Genomic DNA, 15,029 nt, shown 5'->3' with positions numbered 1-15,029 from the left:
CCTATCCGCGGATTATGCGAAATAAAGCCTGGCACTTCATAGAAGTGCCGGCTCTTTTGACTATAGGCATTGCCTAAACGCCTAGTGGGTTTAGAGGCTTTGGCCCGAAATAGGAAATGATGCTCTTTGTTTCTGTATAGAGATCAAGTGTTTCAATGGACAGTTCTCTTCCAAATCCGGACTGCTTATAGCCGCCGAAAGGAGTTCCCGGGAATGCGGAGAACGGACAATTCACCATGACAATACCAGCCTGGATTTGCTTGGAAACGCGCGTCGCCCTGCCGTAATCCCTCGTCCAAACGGCCGAACCGAGGCCGTAGTCACTGTCATTCGCTAATTTGATCGCCTCTTTTTCGTCCGTAAATTTCATTACAACTACAACCGGCCCGAAAATTTCCTCGCGGACTGCCTTCATTCCGTGGTTAACATTTGTGAGAATGGTAGGTTCGTACCAATAACCATTTTCATAGCCTTCAACAGTCGCTTCCCTTCCGCCTGTTTCGGCGGTCGCTCCTTCCTGGAGGGCTGATTGGACATAGCCGTCAATGACCTCCAGCTGGGAACGGCTGATAATCGCCCCGACATGGGTCTCTTTTTCAAATGGGTTGCCAAGCTTCAGCTTTTTCGTTTTGGCAATGAATTTTTCCATAAATTCATCATAAATGCTTTCATGAACATAAAGACGCGAACGCGCTTCGCATGATTGGCCGCTATTGTAGAAAATCCCGAACAGCGACCCATCGACCGCCGCATCTAGATCCGCATCTTCAAATACGATATTCGGCGACTTGCCGCCAAGTTCAAGCGTGACACGCTTCAGTGTCTTTGAGGCTTTTGCCATAATATCCTTGCCAATCGGCGTCGACCCTGTGAAGGCGACCTTGTCGACATTCGGATGCTCGACCAGATAATTCCCGATCTCAGACCCCGCTCCTGGCAGAATATTGACGACACCGTCAGGCACTCCTGCTTCAATGCAAATTTCACCCAGGACGATGGCGGTCAACGGAGTAAGGGAAGCTGGCTTTACGACAACAGAACAGCCGACTGCTATCGCTGGGGCGATTTTCCAGGCCGCCATCATTAGCGGATAGTTCCAAGGGATAATCTGGGCGCATACGCCCACCGGCTCTTTTTCTGTTATGTTTTGGAACGCGCCGGGCATGCTGTTTACCGCGCCACGGTGGCTGACAATTGCTCCCGCGTAAAATTCAAAGTCTTCAATCGCCTGCATAACTTGGCCCTGGGCTGCCGCAAGTGATTTTCCTGTATCAAGGATTTCCAATTCAACAAGCTCATTGAATCTAGAGCGCATGATCGAGGCAATTTTATTTAATGTACGGGAACGTTTATTTACAGGGGAACGACGCCATTTCCCAATGTTAAAGGCGGTTCTGGCAGCATCTATTGCCCGTTCGGCATCGGCGATGGACGCTTTGGCTACCGTGGCAACCTCATCTCCAGTTGCTGGATTGATAACGGCATAAGTTTCTCCTGACTGGCTTTCAGCGCGTTCCCCGTTAATAATCAGATGATAAAAGCCACGTTTCACCGCAAGCGGCTCAAATTTTTGCTCTTTTACTGTCGACATATTCCCAGCTCCTTTTAGGCAAAAATACCTTGTTCTATTTCCCCTTGAATTCTGGTTTTCTCTTTTGCAAAAAGGCCATGACGCCTTCCTTGTGGTCTTCAGTCAGACTGGCAATCCTTTGGCTCTGGGCATCTCTTTCAAGGAAATCGCCGATGCCGCTTTCCCAGCTTGCCTTAAGGTTCCTTTTGATTAAGCTGATCGCTTTTGTTGGCATGGCGGCGATCCTGTCTGCGAACGCGCCGGTTTCTTCGGCAAATGACTCGGGAGAAACAACTTTTGTCGCAAGTCCGAGCGTTAAACATTCACCGGCTGAGACTTTTTCGCCGAGAACAGCAAGTTCCAGGGCTTTCGCATGGCCGACAAGTTTAGGCAAGTAATAAAGGTTTCCGGCATCGGGAACGAGTCCGACATGAATAAACGCTTGAACAAAACTCGCTTTTTCGGACAGAATCCTGAAATCACAAGCGAGGGCGAGGCTCATTCCGGCGCCGGCGGCCACACCATTTACCGCCGCGATGATTGGCTTTTCACACTTTTCTATTTCCATTACCATTGGGTTGTAACAGTTTCTAAGGACATCGCCATAATCCGTTGTTTCATCCACATCTCCCAAATCCTGCCCAGAGCAAAAAGCACGGCCGGCACCTGTTATGACAATGCAGCGAACTTCCCGGTCTTTGGCCGCCGCGCGGACTGCCGATGCCACATCCTTATTTAACGCGGCTGTAAATGCATTCAGTTTATCTGGCCGGTTAAGTGTAATCCAGGCAACAGCGCCTTTTACTTCATAAATGACCGTTTCGAACAATGCTATGTACCCCCTTTACCGGCCCTCGAACTTAGCCTTTCTTTTCTCGATAAAAGCCTTCATTCCTTCTTTCTGGTCAGCCGTTGAAAATAAAAGCGAGAAATTCTTCCGCTCAAATTGCATTCCTTCATAAATGGAAGCGTCGATTGCTTTAAGAACGGATTCCTTAATATACCTGATTGAAATTGGAGGCATATTCGCGAGTTGCCGCGCGTATCGTGCCGTTTCCTCCATGAGTGATTCCTTTGCATAAAGCTGGTTGACAAGTCCGAAATCACGGGCTTCTTTTGCTGAAATCCGCTTGCCTGTAAACAACCATTCCATCGCTTTTGTCTTGCCGGCCAGCTTCGTCAGCCTGACCGTGCCGCCTGCTCCAGGCATGATGCCAAGAAGCACTTCAGGAAAGCCGAATTCAGCATCCTCCGCTGCAAAAAGCAAATCGCAGCATAACGCAAGTTCGAAAGCCCCGCCAAGCGCGAAACCATGCACTGCTCCGATAATAGGTTTTTTGATCCACGACAGCCGGTCCCAGTCGGTAAACTGATTGAGAAGTTCCATTTCGACCGAATGGGCTTCCGCCATTTCATCGATGTCTGCCCCCGCCGCGAAACATCGTCCTTTTCCGCTCAAAACAATAACCCTGATTGCCTCATCGCGGTCGAACTCTTCCATGGCGGCAAGTATTTCAGCAATCATTTGCCTGTTCAGCGCGTTCAGGACTTCTGGCCTGTTCAATTCAATAAAGGCGACGGGCCCTTCCGTCCGTATTTCAATAAATCTTGGGCTGCTACTCATTTACATCCTCGCCAATCATCATCGTGACAAGGTCACCGGCAAAACTCATAACATCCTTTCCTGATGCCTTCGCTTCATCTGTTTTCATCGCTGCCTTAAATGAAGCCATATCTTCGTAATACATGACGCACATAAGATAATACTTGCCTTCCCCTCCCATGGGGCTCCCAATGACTCTCGTGACTTCCATCTTCTTCAGTCCGGGGATTTTAGCCGTCAGTGGACCGTGGGTGTTAAAGTAATGTTCATCGAAGGCCTCCTTGTTTTCCGGATGCTTATAAAGTGCGATCATTTTTATCATTTTCTTCTCTCCCTTAAGTATAGTTAGGCAAAACCAGTTTTTGGCTTGCCCGGATTGCCAATTGTCATGGCTACATCAATGTAGATACCGGTTTCATTGCTTCAAACGGATTTTTGCAGGAGCGGCAGTAAAGAATGCTGCGGCATGCAGCTGGACCGAATATATTTTCAAGAGTCGTATATGGCGAACCGCAAAACGGACAATCGACTTCCCAGCCTCCATCCTTCAATTCACGCGGAGGAGGGGCAATGCCAAATTCCTTTAATCTTTTTCTGCCTTCTTCTGTAACCCTGTCGGTTGTCCAGATTTGGTTGTACTGAAAGTGCACGTTCGCTTCCGTAAACTCCCCCTCGGCAAGCAGCGCCTGTTCAGTATTTGCCTTAATGATATCGAGGGCTGGGCAGCCGAGGAAGGTTGGGATCAGGATTACTTCCACCCGTGTTCCTTCTATTTTATATTCCTGTAGCATCCCGAGGTCCACGATTGAAATGGAAGGGATTTCAGGATCCATAACGGAATAAAGCGCTTTCAAAACGGCCTCTTCTGCAAGTTTTTCTGGCAGCATTTTTGATTCCACAGCAGTCACCCTTTTTGCCATTTTTTATTACCATACTGCAGCTGGATCAAGATTGTACACTTCACTTAAAATGGAGAGCGCACCTGTAAGATCCTTCGTATGCCTGCCATCACGACCGCTGCTGCTAATTTGTCCGGATTGTTCCGGCATTTGGCAGCCGACAGAGTTGAAGACCTGGTTCATTTCTTCGAGCCACTTCCTATGCAGCTCGGCGCTTTCAGCAATCAAACCTAAGCCCGTAATTTCTTTCTCCTTATTTCCATAAGAAAATAGCTCGCCAACCCCTCCCGATGCTTTCTGAATCGCGGACTGCATGCGTGTCCGTGCTTCCCCGCCGGCAGAAGCGAGCTGTGTAAACCATGTTTTCCAGTGAAGATGGTGATAATATAGCTCGATGTTCACCCGGGCCGCAGCCTCGGCGAGTGGCATGTACGAGCAATTCATCAGGGAAGCCATCCTGATTCTTTTCGCTGCTGTATAAAAATAATGCCTGACGACAGCGAAAGCCCAGTCATATTGCGGTTCTTCCAAATAAGTCCCTGGCCCATTGACCATTTCCAGCAGAACGGCGTTTTTCCTTTCATCTGCCTGCCTTCCGTGTGCCAGGTCGTCGATTTTGCCTGCACCCAAATCCTCTAACAGCTTATAAAATATCGTTGCATGTCCCATTGTATCCTGGCTGATCGACGCAAAGGCGACATCCTCTTCAATATGCGGTGCGAGTCCAAGCCACTCAGATCCCCTGAACGCAACAATAAAATCATCGTCTGCCAGCTGGAAAAGCAAATCGATGAGTGCTTCCTTATAAAGCAAATTTTCAGCCGCCGCTTCCGGTGTTTTGATTTGCACTTCCGCCTCCGCCTCCCCATGACATGATTTCCTTTTCATCCAGCATTTCCTGTTCATACTGGCGCCATTTCTTTTTTAAGTATCCATATCCCTTCGTATTCCGATAATCCTTGTTATCGAGCCTTTGCAGGGATTCTTTCTCTTCTGCCGTCATTTTGCGGATGGCTGTCCGCTCGACCACCCATATATCCGAAACAGGCTCACGCCGCATAAAGTTTTCCTGCGCCATGACAAGAGCTAGTTCCTCGTTTGGAGCAAGCAATGAAAACTGATACTGCATCGGCGAGGTGGCAGTCCTTCTGCTGAATACCTCATATTCGCGGTAAAATCTTTGTTCCGGCAATAGCACCCACTCCCTTTGAAATGCTGAATCCATTACAGTTTACATGAATCGTGAATTGGCCTTCAAAATCAATCAGGAAACAACTTCTTTTCCCAGTGCCTCCCTCACCCAGGCATTTGTTTCATACGAGATTTTTCTAAGTCGCAGCCTTTCCTCTGACTTCGGCCCTTTATTTTTAATGATTTGTTTGAATTGGCTCCAATCGGGCTGACGGTATATCCACAGTCCGCTTGCCTCATCAAACAGCATCGTTTCATCTGGCAGTGTCAAACCGAGCGAAAGGACGCGCGGAATATATTTCGTGAAGAAATCCTGTCTAAGCTGCTCATTTGTTTTCGTCCGTATTTTATATTTAATCGTAATGTCCTGCTTTGATGTCCCCGTTGTTGAAGCATCACCAGGCCCGAAAAACATCAATAGGGAGTCCCACCAGCGATCCAGTGAATCCTGAATCATCGCTTTTTGCTCTTTAGTCCCTTCCGCAAGGGCGATAATAATCGATTCGCCATGCTGGGCATGGAAAACTTCCTCGGCGCATATCCTTTTCAGCGCCCTGGCATAGGGACCGTACGACGCATCCAGCATATTCGTTTGGGTAATAATCGCGGCTCCGTCAACGAGCCAGCCAATCAGGCCAGCATCCGCCCAAGTTGGCGCTTCCATATGGAATACATTATGAAACTTCAGGTCGCCGCTGAACAAATCCTCCATGATGTTTTCGCGGTTTTTCCCATATGGCTTCATTAAATCCTCTGCAACCCTTAGCAAAAGCTGTCCGTGTCCCATCTCATCCTGGACTTTTGCCATTATGCCCAGCTTTCTCTTGAGTGACGGCGCTTTAGGCACCCATTCCTTTTCAGGGAGCGCACCCATAATCTCACTGATTCCATGCATTGAAATAAGTTTGATGAGCGTCTTCCTGTACTCCTCAGGCATCCAATCGTCTGCTTCAATCTTTTCGCCGGCATTAATTTTCTTTACGAACCTTTCCATCTGTATTTCTTCAGACAAGTGGCCAGCTGTAACCAATTAAACCCCTCCAGTCTGTCTGTATAACGGTATTTATCCGTTATAGAGTAATAGTGTTATATAATTACTTTCAAAATAACCTCTCTGTAGTGAAAAGTCAAATAATAATTCAGAAAATTAGTTATATTCATTAAGTTAGGAGAGTGCCATCTGATTTACAGGCCAGCTAAATGCATCCGACTCAGCCCTTCTATGTCTACTGCAACCTCTTAACCCTTATGACAATCTTGATTTGTTAAAACAAAAAAAGGCCCTCTGCATTTTTTGCAGAGGGCTGATATTTATAGAAAGAGGGTGAGAAACTAAATTAATTGTTATCCAAAAACGTATCAAGTTCAACATGGATAAGATCGTAATCCACATTACTTTCGTCAGTAATTTTACATGATTCTAGCAATCGGTCGATATCTACAGGGATAAATTCCACATTGAACCCTCCAAACTTCCTTTTGCCATATAATACGGAGGCCTTTGGACGTGTATGGGGGTGAAATAAAAAAACAGCAAAAAATATTTGCTGTTTTTTAACTTTCAAATGTCAGTCTGGTCTTTTAATGCTGTTCGGCAAGCTTTTGCTTAAATTTGCCGGTGAAAATAACGGCAATGATAACTATTGCAATAAAGCTCCACTTGACGACAGGGTTGTCCTCAAAGACTCCAGCCAGGAAATCTTCGTCCGTAATCATCTTTGCAGCAGTAAAAGCCAATACCCCTGCCCCGAATGTAATAATAATCGGGAACCTTTCCATCCATTTCAGAATAATCGTACTGCCCCAGACGACAATAGGTACAGATATCAACAGTCCAATGATGACAAGAAGAGGATGGCCGTTGGCCGCACCAGCAACTGCCAGGACGTTATCAAGCCCCATCATTGCGTCAGCGATGATAATTGTTTTTATCGCTCCCCAAAAGGTAGTCCCTGCTTTCAAGTCATGTTCACTTTCATCGGTAAGAAGCTTGTACGCAATCCAAACGAGCAAAACCCCTCCAACAAAATGTAAACCGGGTATTTTTAATAGCCAGACGACGAAGATTGTGGCGGTGGCACGGATAATAATTGCGCCAAATGTTCCCCAAATGATTGCTTTCTTTTGCTGGTCTTTCGGGAGTCTTCTTGCTGCGAGCCCTATGACTATCGCATTATCCCCTGCAAGGACAAGGTCGATGATGACAAGGGAAAATAAGGCTGACCAAAACGCTGGTGAAAATAACTCCATTACTAAATCACTCCATACCGATAATATTTGGTTTTAATCTTATTATTATTCATGGCGCATATCGTGCTTGTCCCTAAGGGAAGCAGGTGCCAGCTTTATGATTTGCTGCAGGACGAATAACAGAACAGCGGCATCATCAAGAAGTCCGAATCCTGTCAGGAAGTCAGGAATGGCATCAAAAGGAAACAGCAAGTATCCCGCCATGAACGCTAAGGATAGGAACTTTTTTTTCGCGGGGACTGTCGTTGATTTATAAAAATCCAATAGGAAAGGGCCGAACTTTTTTATCGTGAAAACTAATTTAATCCTTTTCCAAAATTTTCGCATGCTGTACACCCCAATTTTGTAATTTTAAATCCTTATTTGTTCATTTCCCTGTCTTCGTTACCAGTAAAAGTACTTTTTTGTAAAATTGAGTTTGCTTCTGAGATTTCCAGAACTCGATGGGAAAACAAAAGACCTTTACCGGCATGCGGTAAAGGTCTCGCTAACAACAGTTGTTGCCAGCAAAGCCGGGGAATTTTCCCGTCATGACGACTTTGCTGAACAAGCTACTCCCCTTTAAGGACTATGTGATAATTTTAGAAAAACATTATCCATTAGTCAAGGAATATATTTTTAATTCCAATCTTTCATATAAGCACGGATCTTTTGTTTCAAGCGGGTAGCGAACGGTTCCCGTCCATCCGGTTGTTTCGTTTTTTTCCACTCATTGTAGCTGGCGATTCCAATGAGAAGCGATCCAACAGCGAGGAGATATCCCCACCAAGGGAGATTTCCCCAGAAAGGCCTTGTCTGCAAAAGAACATTCAATAATAGGACCCCTTTACCAGTGAAAAAATATGATTTGATCCGTAAAAACATACCGGCCAGCATTGCTGCCAAAGACAAAGTGCCAAGAATCAGGGCATCGTAAACTGTATTGCTTTGGAGCCCATCCTGAATCAGGACAAGAGCGGTGAAAATCAGGACTGCCCATTGGAGCTTACTGGTTATATTCCTATAGCGCCCTTTCATCGACCATCTTAAAAAGATAATAAGCGCTATCAGTGGAAGAAAGTACACTTCCCTCTCAAACAATGCCGGTATCTCAAGTCTGCCGATTACCGCGTAATAAGGCTGCAGGAGAAAAGCTCCGGCAAAGAATGGGACAAAGAAACCGGCTTTATTACCCACCCTTCGGCGCTGAAGCCAAATGGAAATCGAAATGAGCAATCCAGGAAGTGCGGCCAGCAGGATATTTTCCAAGTGGTAACTGAACATTGAGCCAAAATATAAGACCGATGCTATAGTGTACCAATCAATTTTTGATTTCTCCACTTCACTATTAAAAACTAGCATTTCACGGTAAAGAGCTTTCCCGATCAATACGTGAATCATGCCTGCGGCACCGAGTATTAGATAGGCGGTAACATTAGTGAAGAAGGAAGAAACAGAAAGGAAAGCCATGGTGGAGAAATATCCCATCAATACAGGGATGACCCCAAGTAAATCCCACTTCATTTTATGCAATAAGCCCAACGTGCCCGCCGCATAGAGAATAGTGACGCAAAAAGCGAAGGACGTAAAAGGATCACCAAAGGTCATCGCAACCACTCCAAGGAGCGAAATGGCAGTTAGATAAAAAGAAGCCCATTTTTTCAAATTCCCTTTTAGCAAGTACCAGACAAGGAAAAGCAAGAAGCTTGTGGCCGGGAATTCATAAACCGCTCTGGAATCGCCTAAACCAAGCTCAAAAGCTTTGCTTGCTGTTAAGAATCCTGCTGTAAAAGCAGCATACATAAACGAAATTTTCCTCCATCCGCTTTCGGCCATAAAACTGCTCAAGCTATAAACGGCGATGGCAGCTGCCAAGCTGAATAAGCACCATTCAGGATAAATCGTCCAGGTTAAGAACAGAGTTATTGGCAAAACCAAGTGCCCGCTCCAACCGAAACTTTTAAACAAAAGGTTATCTCTGTTCAACACTATGAGTGCCAGCAAGAGAAGGAAAATCCCTCCGCCCGGGATGACGATAGACTTAACCATATCCCCGAAAGAAACCAAGTTGTATACAGAGGAAACGATTGAATAATAAAATCCTAAAGATACAGCACTCAGCCAAAAAGCAGTGACGCTCATCCGATGTACTTTATATAGGATGTAATAAATAACAAGAGCAACAAGGACGAGGAACGGCCTAACAATAATAGGGTCGATATCCGTGCTGGTGGATAAAAGCAGTCCAACAGTATAAAGCAATTGCCCAGTGTAAAAGAATGACCCTGAAAGCTCCTCTCTGCCCTGCTTTTTCCAGATGAACGAAATGATTAAAACAAAGAGTCCCGCCGCTGCAAAATTAACCGGGTGGCCATAATCATTGGCAATCGTTGGCCAGCTCTTCCCTGCCTGCATTCCGAAGGCGATGATCGAAAGCCCCGCCGATACCGGAACTGCCCAAACGGCACTTTTTTGCAAAATGCTTCTCTTTTCCGTAAAAACCTGTGCAAGGGCTGCAACGGAAAATATCGCCAGCATGATTCCCGGCTCAGCCAGGTTCCCCATTCCCTGCGAAAGAAGGATCGCCAGAAGCATTGCGGCAAGTCCAACGTCCCTCGAAGGATTCCTTAGAAGAGCAAAAGCTTTTTTTGAAATCAGGAAACCAAATAGAATGAACAGGATAAGCCCTGCCGCATAAATGGCAGCCTCACGGCTAACTAGATAATAGTATTTAGAAATTAAAGAAATAGCTTCATGAATCGCGGTTGCCAGGAAAAACGTACTGATGTATGCCAAGAGCCAAGCTTTTTCAGCGTGTGCTAAATAGAGGAAGTTACCAGCCATAATTAGATAGGCAATAACTAAAACAACCGATGGCTCCCCTGCCCGCAGGAAAACCCCCTCTACTGAAATATACAAGAAAGCGAGTATGGAAACCGCGGCACTCGTATAACGAAATGCCTTATCGAGCAGCATATTACCCTTTAATGCTTTTGGAATGAACGCAAAACCGAATGCAAGCAAAGCATAAAGAACAGCATCTCCTGCTTCCAGGAAGGAATGTTCAATTAGCTGATAGGCTCCATATACTAGCATCGCGCTAAAGATAAAGTGGTATTCCCTTTTGCCGCTCACATACATCATAGATAAGTAAATAGCTGCGGTTAAAAGCAAGTTAAAACTGTAAATCAGTTCATTGTCAAAGAAAAATAGCATCAGCAAGGTTGAGACCACGAGATTGGCCTGAATGAAGATCGGGAATTCCTTTGTAAATAACCGAAAAGCTTCCCGGTTTTTAACCTTGAAATAAAGAAAGATCAAGAGCGAGTTATATGCCATGATACCGAGATAAAAGTAATCAACTCTCATGCGGAAGGATGCGAGCAGAAATCCCGCCGCAGCAGATGCAGCAATAAAAGTAAACCAGACAAACAAACGTGACTTCAGTTTTTTTGCCAAGAAGACGTAAGCAAGCGCCGGGATGCTGCTACCTAAAAAGCCGAGCAGATATCCTCCTTCCCCATTCACTGACAAATACGGGCCCAGGAGCCCAAACCAGCCAAGCGACAGGACGTAGATGGGCAGGAACAAACTCCCCAGTACAGTGAATGCGAATGCTGTCTTCTCAATTTTAAGGACTTTGGCAGACAGATAGGCAAAGCCGTAAAAAAGCAGTGAAACAAGAGCAATCGAGCTGCTTTTCATTACATTGGACATTGTTTCCCAATTGCTTGTAGCGACAAACAATCCGCCGATGAGAAGGAAGATGACGCCGATATTCAAAAGCCAGGAAATGTTCCGCTCTCGGATTTGTTCTTTTGTTAATTTTTTTACCGGCTTTTTAGGGACTGGCTCACGTCTAATTGGAGCGGATGCCTGAACGGCCGGTTGCTGGGTAACCGCAGGTTGAGCCGCTGGCCGCTGTGGTACTCCCGGTTGAGCTGCCGGACGTTGTGGAATTTGGGCCGGACGCTGGCTAGGTGCCGCGCGCATTTCCTCCCTTTTCCGGTCTTCAGCTAGAAGATCTTGATGGTATTGGGCATGGGCATTTGCCACGTGCTCAACGATTTCGGGTTTTAAGTATCCCTTTTCCTTCATGTTGAAAAGTTCCCGCCTGAAATTTCTTCGGGCTTCACTTCTGAAATGAGGTTCCATTTCTTTTCCCCCTGTAAATACTTTATTTTTCATTATTATGGCTAGCTATCCAGATTTTTCTTCCCTATAGTGTAATTTTACACATTTAAACAAATAATTCAATCTTTTTTTCTTGTCTGCTCAGTTAAAGGGAAATGTTGATTTGCAGAGAAGTTGATTGGAATGGAGGGGACTGACTCCGGCGGGATGAAGCGGCACGTGGAGACCCCTCGAAAAGCGGAAGCGCCTTGGTCAGCCCCGACCAGCGCTGGAGGGCCAGAAGGGGAAGTCGTTCTTTGACTTCTCATTCGGGACCGAAGTGACCTCGAGGGGCTAGGCGCTGCAGCTGGACAAACAGGCGTTTAGGATGCCGAGGAGGCTCCCTAAAGAATGCTCCTGCGCCACAGCCTATTCAGGGAAGCGAACCTTCAGCTCGTCGCAAAGCTGCACGAAGCCCAAACATGGATGTTTCGCATGAAGTAATTACAGGTAGATGCTTCGCCCCGCGAAAGCATGTCCCCGGAGTGGAAATCAACAATCACGGATAAAAAAGCCTTCTTGAAAGGTAAACGAGGGATGGACTATGATAATGCTCTATATCGAATTAAAAGAGGAATTATTGTTTAGGGTATAGAAATAATAGGAGGAACAATTTTAAGGAGGAGTCATGATGGATCAACAGCTTCGCGAATATTTTTTACATAACAGGGAAAAGCAGTTAACCGAATTAAAAGAATTCCTTGCCATTCCAAGCATTTCCGCCCTTCCTTCCCACAAGGAGGAAATGGGCAGAGCAGCAGATTGGGCGGCAAGGATGCTCGAGAAAATCGGCTTGGACCGTGTAGAGGTCATAACTGGAAACGGCCATCCGCTCGTATATGCCGAATGGCTTAAAGCACCAGGCAAACCGACAGTCTTATTTTACGGCCATTATGATGTACAGCCCGTAGATCCGGTTGAGTTGTGGGACAGCCCTCCTTTTGAGGCAGAAGTACGGGATAACAAGCTTTATGCACGGGGATCAAGTGATGATAAAGGCCAGGTTTTCATGCATATGAAAGCAATCGAGGCAATCATAGAAACGCAAGGAACCCTGCCCGTAAACGTTAAGTTCATTATTGAAGGAGAAGAGGAGATAGGCAGCCCAACCCTCCCTTCTTTTGTTGAAAATAATAAAGAACTGCTCAAGGCGGACGTGCTGGTTATATCCGATACAACCCTCCTTGAACGTGGCAAGCCGGCAATTGTATATGGCTTGCGTGGTTTGGCAGGCATCCAGATCGATGTAAAGGGAGCCGCAGGCGACCTCCACTCTGGCCTGTACGGCGGCGCAGTGCAAAATCCGATCCATGCCCTGGTGGAAATCCTTTCTTCTTTGCGTGCGAAGAACGGAGTTATTACAGTTGACGGGTTTTACGATAAGGTAAGGCAGCTGACAGAAGAGGAGCGGGCGGAATTTGCAAGCCTCGGACAAAGTGAGGAAACCTTGAAAGCACAGCTTGGTGTGCCGGATCTCCATGGGGAGGAAGGCTTTACCGCGTTGGAGCGGCTATGGGCCAGACCGACATTAGAAGTGAATGGCATCTATGGCGGATTTCAGGGTGATGGAATCAAGACCGTCATCCCGTCTGAAGCTCATGCAAAAATCACTTGCCGTCTCGTTCCTGACCAGGATCCGCAAGAGATTGCAGATATGCTTGAGGAACATGTGAAGAAAGTGGTTCCCCCTGGTGTGACGGTTTCCGTCTCGCAGTTCGACAAGGGCGCCCCTTTCATCACACCTTTCGACCACCCTGCCATTCAGGCTGCAGGCCAGGCTTATGAAGAAGTTTATGGTGTGCCGACTGCTTATATCCGCGGCGGTGGATCCATCCCAATCGTGGCCGCCTTCAGCGACATTCTTTCCATCCCTGTGGTCATGATGGGCTTTGGGCTTGCCGATGAAAATTTCCATGCACCGAATGAACACTTTAATCTGGAGAATTTCGATAAGGGCTTGGAAGTCCTTACCCGGTATTTATACAAGCTAAATAACGTTATTTAAAAATAAAGGGGCGGCCATGCTGATTGGCCGCCTCTTCCGTTTTTCAGTCCTTCTTTCCATCAACGAACTTTCCATAATCGGGAATGGCAATCTCATCGAATTTTTCGACAAGGACCCGCAAGTTTTCGCGCAGGTTTTCCCCTTCCATCGGCCTTCCATGCCCGGTAATTGCGATAGATGGATGCAAAGCTTCGAGTTTTTCCACTGATCTTCTGGAGGCTTCCCAATCAGGTGTAAGATACCTAGGCGGGCCGCTTATTTCCTGTTGCTGAGTGAAAACCTTATAGAGGGAGTCCTGCCTGACCGTCACGAACGCATCACCCGCTATTAACGCACCATCAGATTCACGGTACAAAGACACATGTCCTTGGGTATGACCTGGAGTATGAATCCATTTCCAGCCTTCCATATAAGGAACCGAACCATCCGGCGGCAATGGTTGGACATGGCCCTCAATGGTTATCGCTTCATTCGGATAATAAGGTGAAATTTTCGCCAAAAGCCCTCCCTCGACTGTTGGATCGGGTTCCTTATAATCCTGTTCGCCCTTTAAAAATGGCAGTTCGAGCTGGTGAGCGTATACAGGCATATTCCACTTCTCAATTATTTCCGTAATTCCTCCGACGTGGTCAAAATGACCGTGAGTAAGAATTAATGCTTTCGGCGGATTATTTTTGCCATAACGCTCCTCGGCTTCTTCAATGATATTATCCCCTGACCTTGGCATGCCTGCATCTATCAGAACCCAGTCATTTCCTTCCCCTGGGCGGCCATAAAAAATAACATTAACAATCTGAATGGGAAAGTAATACAGGTCATCAGTTACTTGTTCACCAATCCCGCTGTCAATGCTAGTCATCGGGATGATTCGTTTTTCAGCTTTTTTTTCCATCGTCCTACCTCCTATTTACGTCGTTCTTTTCCTTTATACCCTACAGGCTGCCTTATCATTCAGTATTAAAAAGGAGGACGATTTTTGCAGAACGCTCAATTTAAGGTGTGCGTTGATTTTCAAGAAGTTGATTGGAACGGAGGGGACTGACTCCGGCGGGATGAAGCGGCACGTGGAGACCCCACAGGCGTCTATGACGCCGAGGAGGCTCCACGGTCCGCCCCGCGGAAAGCATGTCCCTGGAGTGGAAATCAACAATCAAATATAAATGAGCCTTGCAGAAAAGAAACAAGTTTTAAATGACTGTGAATTCAATAAGTTGATTGGAACGGAGGGGACTGACTCCGGCGGGATGAAGCGGCACGTGGAGACCCCACAGGCGTCTATGACGCCGAGGAGGCTCCACGGTCCGCCCCGCGGAAAGCATGTCCCTGGAGTGGAAATCAACAATCAAATATAAATGAGCC

General features: G+C 46.5%; 13 protein-coding genes. 1 reads left to right on the top strand and 12 read right to left on the bottom strand.

Features of this window, described 5'->3' with window-relative positions; genetic code table 11:
* Positions 1–73: 73 nt before the first annotated feature.
* The 11 genes from BN1002_RS10550 to BN1002_RS10500 form a co-directional block, all read right to left on the bottom strand.
* The gene (locus BN1002_RS10550; protein ID WP_048824991.1) at positions 74–1,591 is read right to left on the bottom strand and encodes an aldehyde dehydrogenase family protein; all 1,518 of its coding nucleotides are present in this window, start codon (positions 1,589–1,591) and stop codon (positions 74–76) included.
* Positions 1,592–1,625: 34 nt separating this feature from the next.
* Positions 1,626–2,399, bottom strand: coding sequence for an enoyl-CoA hydratase-related protein (locus BN1002_RS10545; protein WP_048824990.1), 774 nt, complete (start codon positions 2,397–2,399; stop codon positions 1,626–1,628).
* Between the two features lie 15 nt (positions 2,400–2,414).
* Positions 2,415–3,194 (bottom strand): enoyl-CoA hydratase/isomerase family protein, encoded by a 780-nt coding sequence (locus tag BN1002_RS10540; protein ID WP_048824989.1) that lies wholly within the window; start codon positions 3,192–3,194, stop codon positions 2,415–2,417.
* On the bottom strand, positions 3,187–3,495 hold the full coding sequence (locus BN1002_RS10535) for an EthD family reductase (RefSeq protein ID WP_048824988.1): 309 nt from the start codon (positions 3,493–3,495) through the stop codon (positions 3,187–3,189). The genes BN1002_RS10540 and BN1002_RS10535 overlap by 8 nt, the downstream gene beginning before the upstream one ends.
* Before the next feature lie 70 nt (positions 3,496–3,565).
* A complete protein-coding gene (paaD, locus tag BN1002_RS10530) occupies positions 3,566–4,060 on the bottom strand; it encodes a 1,2-phenylacetyl-CoA epoxidase subunit PaaD (protein WP_048827887.1) in 495 nt (164 codons plus the stop codon).
* Between the two features lie 39 nt (positions 4,061–4,099).
* On the bottom strand, positions 4,100–4,921 hold the full coding sequence (gene paaC, locus BN1002_RS10525) for a 1,2-phenylacetyl-CoA epoxidase subunit PaaC (protein ID WP_442853393.1): 822 nt from the start codon (positions 4,919–4,921) through the stop codon (positions 4,100–4,102).
* Positions 4,890–5,264, bottom strand: coding sequence for a 1,2-phenylacetyl-CoA epoxidase subunit PaaB (paaB, locus tag BN1002_RS10520; protein WP_048824987.1), 375 nt, complete (start codon positions 5,262–5,264; stop codon positions 4,890–4,892). Before paaB ends, paaC begins: the two co-directional genes overlap by 32 nt.
* A 72-nt stretch (positions 5,265–5,336) precedes the next feature.
* Positions 5,337–6,257 carry a 1,2-phenylacetyl-CoA epoxidase subunit PaaA gene (paaA, locus tag BN1002_RS10515; protein WP_048827885.1) on the bottom strand — a complete coding sequence of 307 codons (921 nt, stop codon included), beginning with the start codon at positions 6,255–6,257 and terminating at the stop codon, positions 5,337–5,339.
* Positions 6,258–6,844: 587 nt separating this feature from the next.
* Complete coding sequence (locus BN1002_RS10510) at positions 6,845–7,513, bottom strand: TerC family protein (RefSeq protein ID WP_048824986.1); 669 nt, start codon at positions 7,511–7,513, stop codon at positions 6,845–6,847.
* Positions 7,514–7,558: 45 nt separating this feature from the next.
* Positions 7,559–7,840 (bottom strand): YkvA family protein, encoded by a 282-nt coding sequence (locus BN1002_RS10505; RefSeq protein WP_048824985.1) that lies wholly within the window; start codon positions 7,838–7,840, stop codon positions 7,559–7,561.
* Between the two features lie 291 nt (positions 7,841–8,131).
* The gene (locus tag BN1002_RS10500) at positions 8,132–11,647 is read right to left on the bottom strand and encodes a hypothetical protein (RefSeq protein WP_048824984.1); all 3,516 of its coding nucleotides are present in this window, start codon (positions 11,645–11,647) and stop codon (positions 8,132–8,134) included.
* A 649-nt stretch (positions 11,648–12,296) separates the two neighbouring features.
* Between BN1002_RS10500 and BN1002_RS10495 the strand changes: the two genes are divergently transcribed.
* Positions 12,297–13,670, top strand: a complete 1,374-nt coding sequence (locus tag BN1002_RS10495; RefSeq protein WP_197072865.1) for a dipeptidase — start codon at positions 12,297–12,299, stop codon at positions 13,668–13,670.
* A gap of 43 nt (positions 13,671–13,713) precedes the next feature.
* Here the strand turns inward: BN1002_RS10495 and BN1002_RS10490 are convergent, their stop codons facing one another.
* Positions 13,714–14,562 (bottom strand): MBL fold metallo-hydrolase, encoded by an 849-nt coding sequence (locus BN1002_RS10490; RefSeq protein WP_048824982.1) that lies wholly within the window; start codon positions 14,560–14,562, stop codon positions 13,714–13,716.
* Positions 14,563–15,029: the final 467 nt, after the last annotated feature.

Source organism: Bacillus sp. B-jedd (genome assembly GCF_000821085.1).
GTDB lineage: Bacteria > Bacillota > Bacilli > Bacillales > Cytobacillaceae > Bacillus_D.
Note: the sequence above shows the minus strand (reverse complement) of the source record. Positions and strands in the feature narration are given on the sequence as shown.